Annotated in this window: 18 protein-coding genes and 1 pseudogene; 15 read left to right on the forward strand and 4 right to left on the reverse strand. The window is 42.1% G+C overall.

Annotated elements, in window-relative coordinates:
* The first annotated feature begins 230 nt into the window (after positions 1 to 230).
* Together NYE35_RS06995 and NYE35_RS07000 are read left to right on the forward strand one after the other, a co-directional pair.
* On the forward strand, positions 231 to 2,540 hold the full coding sequence (locus NYE35_RS06995) for an FMN-binding protein (protein ID WP_341120495.1): 2,310 nt from the start codon (positions 231 to 233) through the stop codon (positions 2,538 to 2,540).
* A 197-nt stretch (positions 2,541 to 2,737) separates the two neighbouring features.
* Entirely contained in the window at positions 2,738 to 3,694 is a 957-nt protein-coding gene (locus NYE35_RS07000) for a 3'-5' exoribonuclease YhaM family protein (protein WP_036680004.1), read from the forward strand.
* A 69-nt stretch (positions 3,695 to 3,763) separates the two neighbouring features.
* Here NYE35_RS07000 and NYE35_RS07005 read toward each other — a convergent pair whose 3' ends face one another.
* Positions 3,764 to 4,420, reverse strand: a complete 657-nt coding sequence (locus tag NYE35_RS07005) for a 3'-5' exonuclease (protein WP_036680002.1) — start codon at positions 4,418 to 4,420, stop codon at positions 3,764 to 3,766.
* A gap of 111 nt (positions 4,421 to 4,531) precedes the next feature.
* Here NYE35_RS07005 and NYE35_RS07010 point away from each other — a divergent pair.
* The 4 genes and pseudogenes from NYE35_RS07010 to NYE35_RS07025 form a co-directional block, all read left to right on the forward strand.
* Positions 4,532 to 5,047 (forward strand): annotated as a pseudogene (locus NYE35_RS07010) (TerD family protein); the annotation flags it as partial.
* Between the two features lie 87 nt (positions 5,048 to 5,134).
* Positions 5,135 to 5,830: a vWA domain-containing protein gene (locus NYE35_RS07015; RefSeq protein ID WP_341122429.1), complete on the forward strand. Its 696-nt coding sequence runs from the start codon at positions 5,135 to 5,137 to the stop codon at positions 5,828 to 5,830.
* A gap of 245 nt (positions 5,831 to 6,075) precedes the next feature.
* On the forward strand, positions 6,076 to 6,630 hold the full coding sequence (locus NYE35_RS07020; protein ID WP_341120497.1) for a DNA-3-methyladenine glycosylase family protein: 555 nt from the start codon (positions 6,076 to 6,078) through the stop codon (positions 6,628 to 6,630).
* 22 nt (positions 6,631 to 6,652) lie between these two features.
* Positions 6,653 to 7,354 (forward strand): DNA alkylation repair protein, encoded by a 702-nt coding sequence (locus NYE35_RS07025; RefSeq protein ID WP_341120499.1) that lies wholly within the window; start codon positions 6,653 to 6,655, stop codon positions 7,352 to 7,354.
* A 37-nt stretch (positions 7,355 to 7,391) separates the two neighbouring features.
* Here NYE35_RS07025 and NYE35_RS07030 read toward each other — a convergent pair whose 3' ends face one another.
* Together NYE35_RS07030 and NYE35_RS07035 are read right to left on the reverse strand one after the other, a co-directional pair.
* Positions 7,392 to 8,084 carry a PspA/IM30 family protein gene (locus NYE35_RS07030; RefSeq protein WP_076099515.1) on the reverse strand — a complete coding sequence of 231 codons (693 nt, stop codon included), beginning with the start codon at positions 8,082 to 8,084 and terminating at the stop codon, positions 7,392 to 7,394.
* A gap of 59 nt (positions 8,085 to 8,143) precedes the next feature.
* Positions 8,144 to 8,362: a PspC domain-containing protein gene (locus NYE35_RS07035; protein ID WP_038569266.1), complete on the reverse strand. Its 219-nt coding sequence runs from the start codon at positions 8,360 to 8,362 to the stop codon at positions 8,144 to 8,146.
* A gap of 286 nt (positions 8,363 to 8,648) precedes the next feature.
* On the opposite strand from NYE35_RS07035, the gene NYE35_RS07040 reads away from it, so the two are divergent.
* Positions 8,649 to 9,062, forward strand: a complete 414-nt coding sequence (locus tag NYE35_RS07040; RefSeq protein ID WP_036679993.1) for a zinc ribbon domain-containing protein — start codon at positions 8,649 to 8,651, stop codon at positions 9,060 to 9,062.
* A gap of 557 nt (positions 9,063 to 9,619) precedes the next feature.
* On the opposite strand, the gene NYE35_RS07045 is transcribed toward NYE35_RS07040, so the two are convergent.
* Positions 9,620 to 10,723, reverse strand: a complete 1,104-nt coding sequence (locus NYE35_RS07045) for a GerAB/ArcD/ProY family transporter (protein WP_038569268.1) — start codon at positions 10,721 to 10,723, stop codon at positions 9,620 to 9,622.
* Between the two features lie 145 nt (positions 10,724 to 10,868).
* Between NYE35_RS07045 and NYE35_RS07050 the strand changes: the two genes are divergently transcribed.
* From NYE35_RS07050 to NYE35_RS07085, 8 genes are all read left to right on the forward strand, one after another.
* Positions 10,869 to 12,383 (forward strand): spore germination protein, encoded by a 1,515-nt coding sequence (locus NYE35_RS07050; RefSeq protein WP_076099516.1) that lies wholly within the window; start codon positions 10,869 to 10,871, stop codon positions 12,381 to 12,383.
* Positions 12,380 to 13,603, forward strand: a complete 1,224-nt coding sequence (locus NYE35_RS07055; RefSeq protein WP_038569271.1) for a Ger(x)C family spore germination protein — start codon at positions 12,380 to 12,382, stop codon at positions 13,601 to 13,603. The genes NYE35_RS07050 and NYE35_RS07055 overlap by 4 nt, the downstream gene beginning before the upstream one ends.
* A 6-nt stretch (positions 13,604 to 13,609) precedes the next feature.
* Positions 13,610 to 13,840 (forward strand): hypothetical protein, encoded by a 231-nt coding sequence (locus NYE35_RS07060; protein WP_036675888.1) that lies wholly within the window; start codon positions 13,610 to 13,612, stop codon positions 13,838 to 13,840.
* Between the two features lie 287 nt (positions 13,841 to 14,127).
* Positions 14,128 to 15,687, forward strand: a complete 1,560-nt coding sequence (locus tag NYE35_RS07065; RefSeq protein ID WP_036675962.1) for a response regulator transcription factor — start codon at positions 14,128 to 14,130, stop codon at positions 15,685 to 15,687.
* Complete coding sequence (locus NYE35_RS07070; protein WP_036675887.1) at positions 15,684 to 17,474, forward strand: sensor histidine kinase; 1,791 nt, start codon at positions 15,684 to 15,686, stop codon at positions 17,472 to 17,474. The genes NYE35_RS07065 and NYE35_RS07070 overlap by 4 nt, the downstream gene beginning before the upstream one ends.
* A 184-nt stretch (positions 17,475 to 17,658) precedes the next feature.
* Positions 17,659 to 18,960 (forward strand): ABC transporter substrate-binding protein, encoded by a 1,302-nt coding sequence (locus tag NYE35_RS07075; RefSeq protein ID WP_036675885.1) that lies wholly within the window; start codon positions 17,659 to 17,661, stop codon positions 18,958 to 18,960.
* Between the two features lie 228 nt (positions 18,961 to 19,188).
* Positions 19,189 to 20,001 (forward strand): carbohydrate ABC transporter permease, encoded by an 813-nt coding sequence (locus tag NYE35_RS07080; protein ID WP_341122430.1) that lies wholly within the window; start codon positions 19,189 to 19,191, stop codon positions 19,999 to 20,001.
* Entirely contained in the window at positions 20,001 to 20,822 is an 822-nt protein-coding gene (locus NYE35_RS07085) for a carbohydrate ABC transporter permease (protein WP_076141119.1), read from the forward strand. Before NYE35_RS07080 ends, NYE35_RS07085 begins: the two co-directional genes overlap by 1 nt.
* The last annotated feature ends 20 nt before the right edge of the window (positions 20,823 to 20,842 follow it).

The raw sequence follows: 20,842 nt of genomic DNA on the forward strand, positions 1-20,842 counted from the left end.
TATGTGAATTATTTCACCTTTTATGCAGCTTTGTGTTAAAAGGAAGAAATGAAATAGATTCAAGATATTTTTTTTATTGAAAATCGAGCGTGCAAAAGCATGAGAGGGGGGATGAGTTCTTATGAAGAGAGAAGTTATGCTTCATAAGAAGAGAAGGGGCGCATCGTACGAAAAAGGTTTGGTTAACAAAAAGCTACATATCACTGGGGTTTGGTAAAGGAGAATTTTCATTGAAAAAACTAATTTCTTTAACGGTTAGCGCGGCTATATTGTTAGCGCCGTTTGCTTACACACTTAATGTGCCTGCTGTAAACTTGAAGGTGGATGCAGTATCGGCAGCCTCCGAAGAAGCGGATGCACCGGCAGCAAAACCAACAGCAAAACCAACAGCAAAACCAACGGCAAAACCAGCAGCAACACCAAAAGCAACGGCAAAACCAGTAGCAACACCAAAGCCAACAGCAAAACCAACAGCAACGCCAAAGCCAACGGCAAAACCAACAGCAACGCCAAAGGCAACAGCCAAACCAGCAGCAACCCCAAAAGCTACAGCAGCACCAGTAGCAACCCCAAAAGCAACCGCTGCACCGGCAGCGACAGTAGTACCAGCGGAAACTGTTAAGCCTGTGGCTACAGCAAAGCCTGTTACAGTTAATGAAAACGTATACCAAGATGGAGTTTACGTAGCTTATGGCGATGCATACTCCAAAGGCACGGAAGGTGCCAAGATCGAAATTAAAGATGGCAAAATTACTAGCATTGAGCTTTTGAGAACCAGTCCTAAGCTGATTGATAGAGATGCCCGTAACAATTATAGTGCTTTATGGCAAGCTTATGGATTGATGAAGGATAGATTGCTTGGCAAAACAAGAGATGGAGCAGCGGCAGTTGATGCTGTTTCGGGAGCTACCCGCTCCAGTAATGGCTGGAAATTGTCTGTAGATAGAGCGTTTGAAAGAGCTCTAACAGTGAAAGATACAAATGCCGTTTACTTTGATGGAGTTCATATGGGCGTAGATCCTACAGGTAAATATTCTGTATTTGCGACCTACGAATCCAACAAGCTCACAGATGTTAAAGTGTATCCTATGAACAGCGCTGGTGATTTCATTGAGGAGAAAGCTTACACAGCTGAGCAAGCGGCAGCGGTTGCAGCTATAGCTCCAGCCTTGCTGGCCAAAGGAACAGAGGCACAACCTGTTGCAGGTCTTGAAGCCGACTTTAAAGCAGCGATTAACGCTTTCTGGGATGCTGAGCAGAATGCAATAATCAACAATACATCTGCTTATGTAGACGGATTCTATTCCTCTTATGGTACGGCAAGAAGTGTTGGCGTTGAAAGAGCTGACATCGTGATTCGCAACGGTAAGTTGGTTGATGTGAAGCTGTTTAGACTTGGCAACAACCTGATTGACAGAGGGGCAACAGCTTATGCGGAAGTAGTAAAAGCAAATGCTCCTATGACAGCTAAGCTGCTAGCGAATGGTTCATATATCGCTAACTATGATGAAAAGGTTGACGGAATTTCCGGAGCTACGGAAAGTAGTCACAGCTGGAACCAAGCTGTAGAAAGAGCATTTGAGAAGGCGCTGAAGGTTCCTGCTGAAGGTCAATATTTTGACGGCAAATTTGCCGGAGTAGATAACCAATCTAAAGTGCTGCTGCTAGTTGATGTTGATGCAGATGCGGTAACAGGCATTAAAGTAAGTCTGTTTGGAGCTGACGGCAAGCTGATTGCTGACGATAAACTGAGTGCAGAACAAAAAGGATGGGTAGCTACACTCACATCCGGGCTGTTAGAAAAAGGTGTGCAAATGGCCGATATTACAGGCCAAGAAGCATTGTCGACAGCAGCTAAAGCAGCACTGACAGATGCTTTGACCAATGCATCCAAAGTCCAAGGAACCTATAAAGACGGAACCTTTACTGCATTTGGTGATGCTTATGATAAAGGAACGAACAGAGCGGACGTTACCCTGCGTAACGGCAAAATCGTAAATGTAGCATTGTATCGTGTAGGAATGAACCTTGTAGATAGAGGGAACGCTGCTTACCCTGAGGTGGTAAAAGCAATTCCTCAGTTGACGGCTAGCTTCCTCGCAGCAGGTACTAGAGAAGGCGTGCAGGAAGTAGATGCTGTGTCCGGTGCAACTAGCAGCAGCGTGGCTTTAAAGACTGCGGTGAATAGAGCATACGGAAAAGCTGAGGTTGTAGAAGCTAATAAAGCGGCTTATTTCGATGGAATCTTCATTGGTGTAAGTGCCGATAAGCTTGTAAATGTTATGGTGAATGTAGAGTACGGTGTTCCTGTCAAAATGCTTGTTTATTATTTGGATAAAAACGGAAGTGTAAGAACAATCAATCAGTTAACGGACGCGGAGCTGGCAGTGAAAGGTGAAATCGAGTCGACATCGACCGGATATAGCCTGCACAAATATGGTTACCGTCCAGCAGTCTTCGGAAAAAATGATGCAGAGAAAGAAATATCCGCTAAAGCGGTAGAAGCTATTAAATCAGCACTTGAATCGGCTGGTAAATAATTATCGTTTTATAATAAAAGGAGGATATTCCAGTGCCAGAATATGGCCGGGGAGTAGCCTCCTTTTTCAAATATTCTTGGCTTGTACATAAATATGAAAATAGATCGTATAGTGATTTAAAGGGATTTTGGAGGTGAGTGTCTAAAGTTTAATATAGAGAGCAGGCCGAAAGCCTGTTATTAATAGGAGGCTCCAACATGACACAAATTAAACAGCTCGCTCCACAAGATGAATTTGTTGGCTTTTATCTTTTAAGAGAGCTGGCAATTAAACAAACGAACGGCACTCCTCCAAAAGATTATTTTGACATCGTCCTGGGGGATTCCACTGGACAATTATCCGCGAAATATTGGGATGCCAGCACAACTGATAAAGAAACTTTTTTTCCTATGGCGCTTGTGAAGGTACGCGGGATTGCTCATACTTATCGTGAGAAATTACAAATAAAAATTACTAAAATCAGGTTGGTTAACGATGAGGATGGCGTTGCACTTACGGATTTCATCCGTTCTGCCCCAATTCGTCCAGTAGACCTTATTCATACGATTAAAGGGGTTATGGCAAGTATTTCGGATCCGGAAATTGCTTCAATTGTCTCTTTTTGTGTGGGTAAAGTGGAAGAGAAATTGATGCATTATCCGGCAGCCAAAACACATCATCATGCTTATTTTGCCGGACTTGCTTATCATATGGTGCGTATGCTGGAAATCGGTGATTTTCTGTGCAAGCAGCGTCCGTTCTTGAATCCAGATCTAATGAAGGCCGGGATCATTCTGCATGATATCGCGAAGCCGGAGGAGATGGTCTCCCAGCTTGGGATTGTCTCGGAATACAGCGTTCAGGGCAAATTAATTGGCCATATCTCGATGGCGTCTAATTGGATCACGGAAGCGGCTATCCGCTTAGATATTGATTTGAATTCGGAAAAGGTTATGGCGTTACAGCATCTCGTATTGTCACATCATAATCTGGGCGAATGGGGGAGTCCTGTTCAGCCACAGACAGCTGAGGCAGTCGCTCTGCATCATATCGATGCGATGGATGCGAAGCTGCAAATGGTGGAGGATGCTTTGGATACCACACCGGAGACCGAGGAATGGACACCGTTCATCAGAGGTCTAGAGAATAAGGCTGTGTATCGTTTGAAGATTTAAGAGATACCCTGTAAAACCAACCCCCAATCAGCAGAAAGGAGCTGGTTGGGGGTTTTTGATGTTCTTTGGTTATTTGGACAAAGTGGCGCGGCTGCTATAAATGGAGGGTTTATGTTTAGTGCCTTGTTTCTTAGCAGGCTTTTTCGCGCGAGTCGAAAATGGGGTATACCCACCGGCAAACATCGTTCCGCTAGTATATCCTTGACTGGCAGAGAGCAATAGAGGATCATAGTGCTCCTCTTGCTCCATAAGTTTTACTAGAATTGCAGCGGCTGCGCGTGCGTCATCCAAGGCATCATGGTGCTTTAGCGTAATGCCGAAAAAATCGGAGACTACATTAAGTTTATGGGAGGGCAGGTCGGGCAGCATTTTTTTGCCTAATAAATAGGTACATAAGTATTGAAAGCTTGGGTAGCTCAGGGACATTCCATCGAGACAATAACGCAGGACGCTCATATCAAAAGCAGCATTATGCGCCACGACGATTTGTCCGTGTAGTAAAGGTTCAACGGTGGGCCATAGCTCTTGAAAAGTAGGTTGGCCGATTACCATTGATGGTGTGATGCCGTGTATCGAAATGTTCATGCCATCAAACCGCTGCTGCGGGTCAATTAGCCAAGAATGCTCTGCGGTTATATTTCCAGCTTTAACTTCCACAAGTCCCAAGGCACATGCGCTGGATCGACTGGAGTTCGCGGTCTCAAAGTCAATTGCTATAAAGTCCATTCGTAAAGCTCCTTATCTATCATATATACGTTTCATATTAAAGTAGTAAAATGATAAATACAATCTAGTGAATCACAATGAGCTGTTCAGTAAAAATAAGGAGATGGTAGAGTGCGGCTTATAAAGGGGCAAAAGGTGGATATTACGAAAGGGAGAAACGTGAACAAGCTTTTGCTGAAATTTGGGTGGATGACTGCTGATATTAGGATTGGCATAGACTCTGCTGCTTTTTTACTGTCAGAACAGAACCGTTGCGAACGCGATGAGAACTTTATCTTTTATGGCAATCCGTTGTCTATAGACGAAGCTGTAACTCATTCTGTCTTACAACAAGGGGATAAAGAAGCTATCGCCATTACGCTTTCTCGACTTCCTAAGGATATTACTAGAATAGCTTTAACTTTAACGATCTATGAAGGAGAAAAATTAGGACACTCTATGAAGCAAGTAACCTCTCCTTATCTACGCTTAGTGGATGCTGCTAGCGGTGAGGAATTATTCGTTTTCGAATATGGCTCTGACCTGTCGACGGAGACAGCTATTGTGGTTGGAGAGCTATATCGCTATGGTCCAGAATGGAAATTCAGTGCGATTGGTAGTGGCTTTGAGGGAGGATTGGCTGCGTTATGTACAAACTATGGGCTCGTTATTGAAGAAGACGAAGGGAACCCTGAGGTAGCGGCCACAGCTGAGTTAACCCTGCCTTTAGAGACGATCCGTTATGAAGAGAAGAATGTACTATCCTCTATTGATTTACGTAAAAAAATTGTTCAGATTACCTTAGAAAAAAAGAATCTGACAGGAGTCATTGCAAGGGTAGGCGTTGTCCTGGATATTACAGGATCTATGAGAAATCTCTATAATAATGGAACCGTTCAAGAAGTAGTTGAGCGTATATTAGCCGTTGCCTGTAAATTTGATGATAACCAATCGTTAGATGTGTGGGTGTACGATACGGAGTTTAGCCGGCTGCCACCTGTGACAGAGCAGGATTTAGGAAGATATGTGTTTACACATATTTTAAATAATCGTACCATTCATAAGTTTGGCCGCAATAATGAACCGCCAGTAATGGAGGATATCATTAAAAAATATACGGAGGAAGAACCCGATTCTACACCGGTATTTATCATATTTATTAACGATGGTGGTGTAGTGAAATCCACTAAAAATGTGATTATGGCTGCTTCGGTCCAACCAATTTTTTGGCAGTTTGTCGGAATCGGTAACTCGGATTTTGAAGTATTGAAGCAACTTGATACGATGAAGGGACGTTTGGTGGATAACGCCAATTTTATTCATCTGGACCAAATTGAAAAGGTGACTGATGAAGATCTGTATGATCAGCTACTGAATGAATTCCCCATGTGGCTAAGGGCAGCGAAAGAAAAAAGAATCCTGCGAGCATAAAAATACATTATTCAGAATGAATAAGCCTATGCGCTACAATAAGCCATAACCACCTATCTTAGGGATGTTATGGCTTTTTCCAGTTTCGCTATCTTGCTATTCTATTCAACAATCCGTACACTGCCAAATAGGTATTGTATATTAGGATTAGGGTTATCACTATCAGATACGGGAGGAAACACTTTGAGCAGCGTAATTACTAAGTTTTTGATTATGGGCAAGAAGACATAGATTATCTCCGAAGTGTGGATCCAATACTTGGCGCAGCTATGGCACGGATGGGCAGAGTGGAACGTGTAATTATACCGGATCTTTTTACTGCGCTTATCTATGCTATAGTAGGACAGCTTATTTCAGTAAAAGCGGTTCGGACCATTTGGAACAGAATGTTGGCTCAGTTCAGAGACATCACTCCGCAGCAGTTAGCGTTACATACGGCGGATGAGATTCAAAGCTGTGGGATGACGATGAAAAAGGCACTATGTATCCATGAGATTTCCAATTTGGTCGCTCAGGGTGATTTTAAGCTGGAGGAATTGCCTGGGTTATCAGATCAAGAGGTTATACAAAAACTTATGACGTTAAAGGGCATTGGCAAGTGGACGGCAGAAATGATGTTAATCCATTCTATGGAACGACGGGATGTGGTCAGCTGGGGAGATATTGCGATTCGTCGGGGGATGATGAAGCTGTATGGACTTGATAAGCTTACCAAAGATCAATTTGAACAATACCGGCTAAACTATTCTCCTTTGGGTTCTGTGGCTTCTATATATTTATGGGAAATTTCATTTGAATAATGGACGGGTAAGGAGTACTACTATGGAAAAAACAATAAGAGAACAGCTATTGAATTTGGCAGAGGTGGACTACCAAAAGTTTTCTGCGGCCTTAATTCCGACGATAGATAATGTTATAGGCGTCAGGCTACCGGAATTGCGCAAGCTTGCTAAAATCATTGCAAAGGGTGATTGGAGAGCCTATTTGGAGCATGCCGAGACAGATTATTTTGAAGAAGTGATGCTGCAAGGTATGGTGCTTGGCTACGTGAAGACAGATCTTGAAGAAATCCTACGTTATATCGCAGACTTTATTCCCAGAATTGATAACTGGTCCGTATGCGATAGCTTTTGCACAGGCCTGAAGTTTACCGTAAAGAATAAAGAACGGGTGTGGGAGTTTATAATGCCTTACCTATTGTCAGATCAAGAATATGAAATCCGTTTTGCTGTGGTAATGATGCTTAATTTCTTTATTGAAGAGGCGTATATCAGCCGGATTTTACAATTGCTCGATAAGGTCAGTCATGAAGGCTATTATGTAAAAATGGCGGTTTCTTGGGCGCTTTCGATTTGTTATGTGAAATTGCCAGAGCCTACGATGAGTTATTTGAGAAACAACAGCTTAGATGATTTCACTTACAACAAAGCTTTGCAGAAAATCACTGAGTCTTATCGTGTGGATCCAGAAACGAAAAAATGGATTCGTGGGATGAAAAGAAGTAAAAAACAAACCCCTTATTAAGCACAATAGCTGAGTAATAAGGGGCTAGTTGTCCTATTTATTTTTTCTCAGTGTTTACTTCAGTGTTGGTTTTACGGTTGCGGATTCGCTCGATTTCGATGTCAACGGCGCTACGCAGGTTAGGATCGATGGAAGGACTTATTCCTGTGCCTGTATTGAATTTATTTTTGGAGTTTTCCGCCAATGCTTCCCACTCGAAAATCTTTTCTTCCATTCGTTCGAAACCTTGTGAAGCTGATCCTACATTTAGACCTTTCGTAGAAGAACGTGGAGCAGAGTTGAGTGTTTCTGTCGCTTGTTGAGCGCGAGCGATAAGTTCAGTTCTTTTCGCTTTGAGATGTTCACGCTCTTCTTTTGCTCTAGCGATATTGATCTCAAGCTCTGCAAGGGATTGCTTAGTTTGTACTTGGCTATTTATGGACTCTTCCAACTGTTCTACGTACCGTAACTTGGCTATGAGTGCCAGACGAGCTCTTTCTTCATTTCCTTGTTCAACTGCTTGAACGGCTTCGGCTTCACTTTGCTCTACTAACTGAGTATATTCTTGCTTACGGCGTTCCAACACACTTGCTGTAACTTGCAGATCACGCTCATTGCGTTCCGCCTTAGCGATATCATTTTCAAGATCACGTAAATACTGACCTGTCAGCAACACCGGGTTTTCTAATTTGTTTAAACCTTCGTGTAGGGCTGCTTTAGTAATTGTGGAAATTCTTTTTAATAGACTCATGTTCTATCTCTCCTTTTTTATGGTTGGATTAGGGTTAGTTTGTATTAAACGACGATTTATTAATAGAAATCATGTCCATCTGAAAAGCTGTTAAAAGGTTCTTTAGGAACGATGATACTAGCGATGACGTAGAAGATAAGTACTGTTCCGAAGCTGAACAATGCTGCGGCAACAGCAACGAGACGGATTACTGTAGCATCAATACCAGACCAACGAGCAAGACCTCCGCACAAACCACTTATCTTCTGATCACTTTGGGAACGATATAATTTTTTCATTTATTGTTTTCTTCCTCTCGTATGGGTGTGATTGTTATTGAATCCTGCAACCCGTTTGCTTATGTACTCATTCTAATGTCTTTTTGCATGCGAAAAAACGGCCTGGAGGCGGTTTTGTATACCAGACCTGAGTCGAGGTTCGTTCCCGCAGGAAGGCGGGGAAAGGGTTAGTAAATCGGTTATAGGCTACAAACCATGGACGAAGTTAGGTACAATAAAGAAAGGAATACTTCTGGCGGTGTCGAAATATGCTTATATATGACTACTACGGAATTGGGGGCTGAATATGAGTTTTTTTAACAAAGTAAAAGCAGGGGTAAGCGAGGCTGGGAATAAAGCAAAAACAGTGGTGGAGATTAACCGGTTGAAGCTGCAAAATAACGGTAAGCAAAATGATATTGACCAGCAGTATCAGGTTATGGGCAAACTGTTATTTGAAGCCGTAACTCAAGGTGCAGGGCCACTGCCAAGTGAGCAAATCGAGACTAATATCAATCGTATTCTCGAATTGAAGGCTGAGATTGAGACGAACCTTCAGCAAATTGCTGAGTTGTCCGATGTAAAGCATTGCAAAGCATGCGGTGGGAATGTGGCGATCGAGGCACGCTTTTGTCCGGCCTGCGGATCCACTTTTGAAGTGGCAAAAGAACCTGTCAGTGATGTAACTCCGTCCTCGATTTCTTTGGATAAGAAGGAATAGATTTACTTCATACAAGAAACTTATGAATAAAGAGGCTGTCTCAAAAGTAGTGAATACTACTTATGAGGCAGCTTCTTTTTAGTAAAAAGGCTATAAGCGGATTCTTGCTGTAGCCAATAGACTATGGGCTACGCACACAAAGTATTCTATGCCATTAGGTTGGGCGGCGGAATATTCATTTTGTGTGATACCTTTTGGGGACGATATCTATTGGACGGTGCGATAAGCAGTATGCGGGGGCCGTTTGTGTTGTCTGCGTTTATGAGTGTGCGAAGCCGGCCTAAAACTAATTAGGGAAAAACTCCCTGAAAACAACCAATATTCGCTCTAAATGAACGAATTTAGGGAATTCCTCCCTAATAATAAGGGGAATTTCTTTAATTGCTAACGAATCAGCTGAAATTTAGGGAGGTTTTCCCTGATCATTAGTCTAATGAACGAAAATCCCAGAAATTTCAGGGAGAAATTCCCCAATTATTTTAGCGGAGCGTAATTAGATCATTAAGCGGGATTCGTATCTACAATCTTAATTTCACTTGTCCATAATCTAATGTCGTTTAAACCTTAGAAGCACGGCGTTTCTTAAATTGATACACAATTAGCAACATAAGCGGCAGAACAAATGCACAGGTGAAATCCCAATCTACCCAGTAGGCGGGGATCTCCTTTACATAGAAAATGATGTCTTTGGCAATCAGTTGTGACATACCGAATAACAAAAATCCAGTAGGTATGATCAGAGGACGGTGGCTTTTGAGTTTAAATAATTGGGCTGTACCTAAGGTTAAAGCATAGTAATAAACTGCTGTTTTGAAGTACGTGCTGATAATCCATGCTGTAGCCATAAGCGCTTCAATACGTTGCAGAGAATTAGCAATATTAATTTTTTGAGCAAGAATATAAGCGGCATAAAATTGATGTTCAGAAGCGTAAACACCTAGAACGGTAAGGGAAAACAATAAGATGAGGTTAAGGCCCAGAGCTCCGATGATCAAGGCTATGAAAATATCCCGGCTTGTTTTGCTATTTTTCTGAGCATAAGGATATATCATTAGAAACACGCACAATTCGCCAAAAGGATAAAAAACACCATACATCAAAGTATGAAGCATGTCCGGTACTGGTGTGTTTAAGATGGGGTATAAACGTTCCATTTTGACATCGGGGGTCAGCAGGAGCAGCAGACCGATCAAAAAAACTGCAAATAAAGGGAAAAAAAGCTGAGCTGCCCGGCCCAATGTTTCTAGGCCAAGTCGTACCCCATATACCAGCAGGAAAATGGCCATGAAACGAATAACCCCACCGGGTGTTTTCTCGTAAATCTGTGTACACATGAAATCTTCAATTTCTCTTATGTAGGTGGAGGCAGCAATCAGGAAGAACCCTAAATAGAATAAGGCCACAGCAGTTCCGACCCATTTTCCTAAAATTTGTAGGCTAAGCTCGATAATATTCTTGTTGGGTTCAAGGTCTGCTAAGCAGAGTAACAATTTTATGGTCACTAGACCCAAGGGAATACTAATCAAAGCAGCAATCCATGCATCTTGTTTCGCTCCTGATATCATTAACGCCGGATACACAAGCGCCATATCCCCAATAAATGTGAATAGCCCGAGTATAATCATTTGATTGGTACTAATTCGATCTTTCTCCAAACTCATATACCCCCTCAAATTTATTGGACTAGTTTTAGTATGGTTGTAGTTACCAGAATTATGCCATCCCGATTTTTTAATCCGAAGGAATAATTATCATAATTAACATCAAACTATACTCATCTATCTATGGAGAAGTGGAGGCTGCATCATGAAAGATACGGAGATTGGTACATTATCAAGCCGGTTGGAAGTTAATATTGCTAATTTGTACCAATTGATGGGTGAAAGCTCTGATGTAGTGATAAAAGAGTTGCAGATAGAAGAGAACACTCATATTTCTTTGATTTACATAGATGGTCTTGTGGATACTCAGGTGCTGCATAATTCAATTTTGTATTCCTTGCAGGAACACATTCCTTACGAACAGCTGAGGGGGCTTTCTCCCGAGCGGAAGTTTGAGATGATTAAGAAACAGATATTAATAGCCGGCGATATAGCCGTCATTGACGATTACAGCCAATTTATTCATCATTTATTGTCCGGTAATATAATGCTGCTGCTTGACGGGTTATCCAGCGCTCTGCGGATCGGCTTACCAGGCTGGGAAGATCGTAATGTAGGGGAGCCTAGCTCACAGTCGGTTGTTCGGGGTCCAATGGAAGGATTCACTGAGAATTTACGGACGAATACGGCACTGGTTCGGCGAAAAATCAAAGATAGCCATTTATGGCTGGAAACCGTTCAGATCGGAAGGGTGACTCAAACCAGCGTATCCATTATGTATCTAAGTAACATCGCGAATAAGGAACTGGTGCAAGAGGTAAAGCGCCGTCTGAATAAAATAGATACGGACAGTATTCTCGAGAGTGGATATATTGAGGAGTTTATTCAAGAGACGGCAGTTACACCTTTTCCTACCGTATACAACAGTGATCGTCCGGATACGATTGCAGCGGGTATTTTGGAAGGAAAAGTGGCCATTCTTGTTGATGGAACTCCTTTTGTACTGCTGGTGCCCACATTTTTTGTGGCATTTTTCCAGTCAGCTGAGGATTATTACCAAAGGGCTGATATTGGAACATTGCTGAGATTAGTTCGTTTTATTTCATTTTTTATTACTTTGCTTGCCCCTTCATTGTATGTTGCGATTACTACCTATCACCAGGAGATGATACCGACCAATCTTGTAATCAGTTTAGCTGCCCAGCGGGAGAGTGTTCCTTTTCCTGCTTTTGTTGAGGCGCTGATCATGGAAATGACTTATGAGATTTTGCGGGAAGCCGGGGTGCGGATACCCAAAAATATTGGTCAGGCGATTTCCATTGTCGGAACGTTGGTGATTGGACAAGCCGCGGTAGCAGCGGGTTTTATTTCATCCGCAATGGTCATTATTGTATCGCTAACAGCCATTTCTAGTTTTGTTATTCCGGAGACAGGAATGTCTATAGCTGCGCGGATGATCCGTTTTGTGCTTATAGCTTTGGCCGGATTTATCGGATTATATGGAATTCTCTTCGGTATTTTCATCATCGTATTGCATTTGTCGAGTCTGCGTTCTTTCGGAATGCCTTATATGAGTCCGCTCGGACCGTATAATTCCAAAGATTTAAAAGACTCTATTTTTCGCTTTCCGTGGCCGTTTTTAAAGACAAGGCCTGCTGAGAATAAGACGCAGAACCTGTTTCGTCAAAGCACATCCAGTGATAAGGAACCAACCAAATGAATAAAAAATTAGTTAGAGGCGTTCTTCGATTAATGATAGCTCTCCAATTTACGTTAGTGCTAAGCGGCTGTTGGGAAAGAAATGAGCTGAATGAGATAGCTTTTGTCTTGGGGATAGGGATTGACAAGGCAGAAAAAGGTTATACCGTTTCGATGCAGGTCGTTATTCCATCTGCGATTTCCTCCCAAACGAATGGAGGAGGGGGAGGCAGTGGAGTCCCAGTGGTTGTATATAAATTTACTGTACCTACGTTTTATGATGCGCTGCGTAAGCTGAATCTGGATAGCTCTAGGTCAAGTTATCTCGGTCATATCCGGGTGTTGGTGATTGGGGAGGAGCTTGCCCGCACCGGAGTGGGTGAGATACTCGATGTATTTAAAAGAAGTCGGGAACCCCGGATGGATTTCTACGTTATGGTTGCCAGAGATACAACCGCCAGCAATGTCTTGAATGTCCTTACACCTATGGATAAATTACCAGCGAACAAATTATTTAGCTCTTTGGATAATTCTTATAAAGATTCAGCAAAAACAGTCGCTGTCACGCTGGATGATTTTATTGAGAATTTATTGTCTGAAGGTGAGAATCCTGTGCTAACCGGAGTGAAAATTATAGGAGATCCCAAAGATGGAGAAGACAAAAGCAATGTAGAGCGAACAATGCCTAAGGCAAGATTGGAATACCATACTGTAGCTGTGTTCAAAAAAGACAAGTTGATCGGTTGGCTAAACGAGGGAGAAACGATTGGTTACAATTATATCAACGATAAGGTAACCGCACATTCTGGCTCGATCGCAGGGGAAGACGGAAAGCCCATAGTAATCGAAGCGATCCAGGCTACAACTAAACGCAAAGTGAAAATCATTAATGGGGAGCCGCATATTTACCTTAGTGTTAAGACGCTTTGCAATATTGAAGAAGTGCAAAGTGTAGAAAATTTGGAATCGGAAAGCACTATAAAACGTTTGGAAAAGGAAACAGAGGAGCGGATTATAGAGCGGATGCAAAAAACTGTGGAGCATGTAAATGATCGTTTCAATGTTGATATTATGGGATTCGGACAATCGATCTACCATGCCAGCCCTAAAGCTTGGGCAAAGCTGCAGCAACAAAAGGGTGACGATTACCTTAAATCATTGCGCATCCATTACAAAGCCTCAGCAGTTATTAACCGCGTGGGTCTCACAGATAATTCTTTTCTTGAAAAAATCAAGGAGTGAAGTCAAATGCTAGTACTGTTATTCTTGGTGATTGCTGTAGGTTGTATGGCACTTGATTTGCCTAAATTAATGCGAAAGCGCCGAGTGCGTGATCTTAGCGTATATTTTATTTTTTGGATTTTGGGTCTTGGCGCGACCTTCTGCTCGTTGTTAAAATTGAACATCCCCAGTCCGCTGTTTCTTATTATCTTTATCTATAAGCCAATAAATAATTTATTTGGCTTATTGTTTCATTAACAATGAAGCTGCAATTATCGCGGCTTTTTTTGTTTTATCATGTAGAAGTTCTTGTCCTTAACTTAAGAATATTTCATAGAATGAAAATGAGAGGTTGACCATATTTGTCGGTGGGGCATATTATTTGGAATGAACAATTTTTAAGTAAGCTTACGGCTTTACTTGTATAGGAGCTTGCTCCTTGTTGGATGTATTGTATACTAACGAATAAAAAGAAAACGGTTACAAAGAGATTTTCAATTCAAGGAAAAAGGCATAATCATTCTCAGGGCTGCAAGGGGGAAGAAATGAAACCAATATTCAAAATTATGATTGTTGATGATGAGATGCTTGTAAGACAAGGAATCAAACATCTTTTGGATTGGGAAAATGAAGGGTATCGAATTGTTGGTGAGGCTGCTAACGGTCTTGAAGCACTAAATATGATGGATGAGGTTAATCCTCATGTGATCATTACAGATATTGTTATGCCAATAATGGGCGGGGAGAAACTGGTCAAGATCGTTAAGGAGAAATACCCTCATATTGAAGTAATCGTCTTAAGTAGTTTCAGTGAATATGATTATGTCCGATCCACATTTCAAAGTGGTGTAGCGGACTACATTCTGAAGCCAAAGTTGGAAGCTGATTATCTGTTAACCATCCTAAATAAAACCACTGCTAAATTGGTAGGGATGGAGATGACCGATCAAGGAAAGGATCCTGGGGAAAAGCAAGTTTTGCTAGTTATCGAGAAGCTTATGACCGGATATGAGTCTGGGCTTGAGTCTGCTTTGCTTCATGCAAAGTTTCCACACACACTATTCGCGTTTTTCGGAGCGGATATGAAACATATTAAAGATTCTGGGGATAGGTTAACTTTCACACAAAAAATAGAAAAAGGGCTTAGTAAGCTCCCTTTGGGCGATACAGTGTTTATTCGGCTGAAGTTTGTCAATGATTCGGTTATATATTTGCTTAATGCAAAGCCGGAACAGTGGGACGAGCTTGTTATAGAGCTCCGATATCTAGTCTCGGAGATGGACCATTGGGCGAGAGAAACACATTTCGTTATCAGTCAAAGCTTTACGGATTTTAATAAGCTGGGGGAGATTTATCGAGACAATTATTTAAAGCTTACACGATACAGTTTCTACTTGCCGGATCGAAGCTTAATTGAAAATGATCATTTGCCCAGCCTTCCGAGTGCATATCAGGAATATGATATGGGCGAATTAATGGAACAACTGAAACGTAAGCAATACCAGAAGGCATTCACTGGATTTCTGGAATATGTTCATCTCCGTTCGATGGATTATCGGACCGATATTTTCGAATTCAAATCGTTATTGGGGAATTTTATATTTAACGTAGCGACCACACTTGGAAAAATGAAGTACGAGACCGGAGGCTTGGAGGAATCCAAATACGACTTTTTTCGAAAAATAGATGAAGCGATGTATGCCGGAGATGCAATCGCTGTTGCTGAAGCTTTTATTCGCGAAGCTGAACGTGCGATTGGTGAGACGAACCTAACGATCAATCCAAATATGACCCGCTTGCTTGAATACATTCAGGATCATTACGCTGATCCCATCACGTTGACTGGGGTTGCGCGGCAGTTTCATTTCAACGCTTCTTATTTATCGAGCCATTTCACAGCTCAGAATGGTGAAGGATTTAATGAATATCTGAACAAAGTCCGTTTGGAGAAAGCCATGGAGTTACTCGTGACAACGGAAAAAACAATTTCTGATATTAGCGCTAGTGTGGGCTATTCGGATCAGAGTTATTTCACTAAAGTGTTTAAGAAGCAGGCGGGCATTTCTCCGAGCCAGTACCGAAGACGGGACGTAGAGCGACCATGATTGGAACAATCATCAACAAGATTAGGAAACAGGGCTTATTTCTCAAGCTTTTTCTTGTGACCCTCATAAGCATTGTTGCCGTATCCCTTCTGACTTTGTCTATTACCATCCGTATGTCAGAAAATTTATTCTTAAAGACCTTCAGCATAACGAATGGCAAACTACTGAATCAGATGAAGACAAACTTGGAGTCCTACAACAACGTTGTAGCTACGGGTGCTACAATGACAGCTCAGAATGGTGCCATCCGCAGCTATTTGTCCGGGGGAGAGACGGATTCATTGACGCTTGCTATCAAAACCTACCAGATGACAGAAAGCATGCGTGCAGTCCGCTCCAACCTGAGTGCCTTTGATGTGGGTATTATGATTGTAGGTGCAAATGGCAGAAGTTATTCAACCGATCCTTGGTATTGGTCTGCTACTGCTGATGAACTGAAGAACCACCCGATTACGAAAGCGACAGTGGCCCATCCACAGCAAATTCTGTACCAACTTTATCAAAAAGAGGATGGTCAAACCAAAAAGAAAGAGATCCTGTTAGTGGCTTCTAAAGCTCTATTTGATCATTCGACCGGCCGTATCTATGGCACTATGTACATTGCAATTCGTGATAGCGATTTTAAGGCCTTCTATGCCAATTTTACGAGTGAAGGTAATGATGTTGTTTTGCTGAATGCAAAAGGGCAAATTGTATCCAGCAACAGGACAGAGCTGATTGGGCTGACCGATCAACAGCTGCTTCATGAAGTAGTTGATGAACAGAGCACAGGAGACAATGGAGAATCTGTCTATGTGATGGGGAATGAACGGGTAGTATTCTCGGAATACTTGCCTGAATTTGATGTTTATTTGGTGAATCTGATCGATAAGAAAGCTGTAACGGGTCAGATGGTAAATGCTAAAGCAGTGTCGTTGACGATCATGGCTATCGTAGCCATTTCGCTTATTATTGTATTTTTAATTACCAGGAAAATGACGAAGTCCCTGCGTGTACTCGTTGAACAGATGTCGAGTATTCCTAAGGGGGGATTTGATAATCATGTGGATGTCGCCACTAGTAGTTATGAAGTTAAGGAGCTAGGAAATGCCTTTAATTTTATGCTTGATTCCCTACATGATTATGTTGATCGGTTGATGGAGACCCAGAAGCAGCAGCGTAATGCGGAGCTGGCCGCCCTTCAAATGCAGATCAATCCACATTTTTTATATAATACGCTGGCTTCTATCAAATTTCTGGTGCAACAGGGCAATAAGGAAAAAGCAGCTGGAACGATAAATTCGCTAATCTCACTCCTGCAAAATACTGTCAGTGATATTCAATCCACTATACCTGTTAGTCAGGAATTAGAATCGCTGAAGCATTATGTGTATATCAATCATGTAAGGTACGGTGAAAAGATCCGCGTGAATTATTTTGTGGAGCCTGAAAGCTTGGATTATCATATGCCAAAGCTAATTCTGCAGCCTTTTATCGAAAACGCGTTCTTTCATGCATTCAATCTTAAAGATGAGGGAAGAATTCTGATCATGATCGCCGTTCAGGAAGATCAGCTTGTATGCGAAGTTGTAGATAATGGTGATGGGATGGACCTTGATCCGAATTTGATGAAAGAAGAACAGCTGCCAGCCTCGAAGCACAAACGACAATTATTCTCCGGGATCGGTATACGGAATGTTGATGACAGAATCAAATTGTTGTACGGAGAGCGCTATGGTATTAACATTACAAGCAAACGAAATGAAGGTACGAAGATCATAATTACGCTTCCATTGTTAAAAAGCTAAAATTTTTACAAGAACCTAAAAATAGTACCAGAGTCGATCTTAGAGTAAAAATAGAATCCAATAATAACACCAAAGCTAACAAAGATACTGCCAAAGAAAGCGAATACAAAATGATAAGATGGAAGCGTAGCAGAGAAAACGCTTCCATCTTTATTATTTTACAGATTATCAAGGGGGTTACGAAGTGAAAAAATTATTATCCGTAATGCTGGCTAGTGTGGTTCTACTTTCGGCATGTTCCTCAGGTGGAACGAAAAACGAAACGAGCAACTCCGGAAGCGAAGGTAGCAGCAAGCCACAAGAGATCACAGTTTGGGCTTGGGACCCAGCGTTTAACATTGCAGCCATGAATGTTGCTAAAGAAGCTTATGCGAAAGTCAATCCAGACGTAACGGTAAACGTCGTTGAGAACGCGCAGGCTGATATCGTGCAAAAGCTGAACACAGGACTGAACTCTGGATCTACGAAGGGTCTTCCTAACATTGTATTGATTGAGGATTACCGTGCGCAAAGCTTTTTGCAAGCGTATCCGGATTCCTTTTATGAATTGACGGATGTTGTAAAAGCTGCTGATTTTGCGGATTACAAAATTGGCCCGACCAGTGTTGACGGCAAGCAATATGGTGTTCCGTTTGATTCTGGTGTAACTGGAATGTATGTACGTACAGACTATCTTGAGCAAGCAGGCTATAGCCTGGATGCACTACAGGATATCGACTGGAAGCAATATATCGAGATCGGTAAGGCTGTAAAAGAAAAAACCGGCAAAAGCATGATCACACTGGATCCCAATGATCTTGGACTTATCCGGGTCATGATTCAATCGGCGGGTGCATGGTATACGGGTGAAGACGGTCAAACTCCGACCATTGCAGACAACGCTGCTTTGAAAGAGGCGCTTGTATTGTACAAAGAAATGATGGATTCCGGCATCGTGAAAGTTAACTCAGACTGGAGTCAATTTGTAGGCGCATTCAATAGTGGTGAAGTGGCTACTGTGCCAACGGGTAACTGGATTACACCTTCAATTAAAGCCGAAGCTTCCCAATCCGGTAAGTGGGCAGTAGCTCCACTTCCTAAGCTGGCAGCCACAGCAGGCTCCGTCCATGCATCCAACCTTGGGGGCAGCTCCTGGTATGTAATGAATGTAGATGGTAAAGAAGCTGCTGCGGAGTTCCTTGCAAAAACATTTGCTTCTGATGCGGAATTGTATCAGACGTTAAATACAAAAGTTGGTGTTATCGGCACTTTAAAAGCTGCGGCAAGCGGAGAAGCTTATTCAGCTGCGGATGAATTTTTCAAAGGTCAAAAGGTCGTATCCGATTTTGCGGCTTGGACCGAACAAATTCCTAACGTCAACTATGGCATGAACACTTACGCAATAGAGGACATTATGGTTGTAGCAGTGCAATCTTATCTTGGTGGAAAAGATGTAGATACTGTTCTGAAAGATGCCCAGAAGCAAGCAGATACCCAAGTTCGCTAATCACACTTAGGCTGTACAATCTAGGCCCTTGCTTCTTCTTCTCCTGTAAATTGGATTTCTACAGAAGGATGGGTAGCAGGGGCTTTCATCTCTAATTTATCAGACAGAAGGGTGTGGAGTGGAGTGGAAACTGTAAAGCCAGGGCTAAGCCCTCAAAGACATAAGAGCACTAAAGGTCAACGGCAAATCCATCTGACAGGCTGGTTATTCGTTCTTGTGCCGGTCATTATGATCAGTGTTTTCTATTTTTATCCAATGATTCAAGCCTTAATTCTATCCTTCAAGACAGGCAGAGGCAACAATCTTCAGTTTACCGGCCTTGATAACTATATTCGACTGTTTAGCGACACCACTTTTCTTACAGCCGTCAAAAACACCTTTATTTACTTGATTATTCAGGTCCCAGTTATGCTGGTACTGGCACTTTTTATCGCTGTGCTGCTGAATGACGAAAGATTGAAATTCAAAGGATTTTTCAGAACGGCCATATTTCTGCCAACGGTAACTTCACTTGTAGCGTACTCCGTTGTTTTCAAGTACATGTTTGGAGCCGAAGGTATCGTCAATAAATTTCTGGTGAATCTGCATCTAATCAGCGAACCGATTCAATGGATTACCGATCCCTTCTGGGCCAAAGTTACTATCATTATCGCTATCACTTGGCGCTTTACTGGCTATAATATGATTTTCTATTTGTCCTCACTGCAAAATGTCGACAAATCAATATATGAGGCTGCTCATATAGATGGAGCGAGTGCATTTACACAATTTTTCAAAATTACAATTCCCCTATTGAAGCCGATTATCTTGTTCACGACGATAACATCGACCATTGGAACACTTCAGTTGTTTGACGAGGTGGTTAACATCACGAAAGGTGGACCCGGCAATGCAACCATGTCGATTTCCCAATATATTTATAACCTTTCCTTTGAATACACACCTAACTTTGGATACGCTGCAACCGTCTCCTATTCGATTGTTGTAATGGTGCTCATTCTGACGCTTATTCAGAACAAACTAGGAGGGGATAAGAGATAATGAAAACCAAACGCATGTTTACTTACGTGTTTCTAATCATCGCTGCGCTGATCTCTATCTTTCCATTTATCTGGATGGTTATAAGCGCCACGAACCAGTCGGTTGATGTAACCAAAGGGACATTGTTGCCGGGTACACATCTAGTGGAAAATATAAACAATCTATTTAGTTCAGTGGATATGTGGCAGGCTCTCTGGAACTCTGCAAAAATCTCTGTGGTGACTACTGTGCTTTCACTGCTAGTAGCATCGGCGGCTGGATATGGTTTTGAAATGTACCGCAGCCGGAGTAAAGATATCGTATTCAATATTTTGCTGGCTTCAATGATGATTCCATTTGCGGCGATTATGGTACCTCTATTTCAAATGTTCGCCAAAGTATCTAGTGTAGTGCCGTTTCTCGGTATCGATACAGCATCGGCAGTCATTCTTCCGACATTTACAACAGCATTCCTAATTTTCTTCTTTCGTCAAAGTACAAAAATGTTTCCTAAGGATATGATGGAGGCTGGGCGCATCGATGGTCTTTCGGAATTTGGTTTGTTCTTCCGCATTTATATGCCAACGATGAAATCAACTTACGCCGCCGCTGCGATTATCACATTTTTAAACAGCTGGAACAATTATCTGTGGCCTTTGATCGTATTGCAATCACCAGAAAATATGACTGTGCCCCTTCTTATCTCGAATCTAGGCTCAGGTTATGCCCCTGACTATGGTCTGATCATGTCTGCGATTGTCATTACGACCTTGCCGACAGCACTAGTGTTTTTCATGATGCAAAAGCAATTTGTAGCTGGGATGACGGGTTCGGTTAAATAAGTTAGCGATCATGTTATGAA

This window comes from Paenibacillus sp. FSL L8-0494, assembly GCF_038003695.1.
GTDB classification, from domain to species: Bacteria; Bacillota; Bacilli; order Paenibacillales; family Paenibacillaceae; genus Paenibacillus_AQ; species Paenibacillus_AQ odorifer.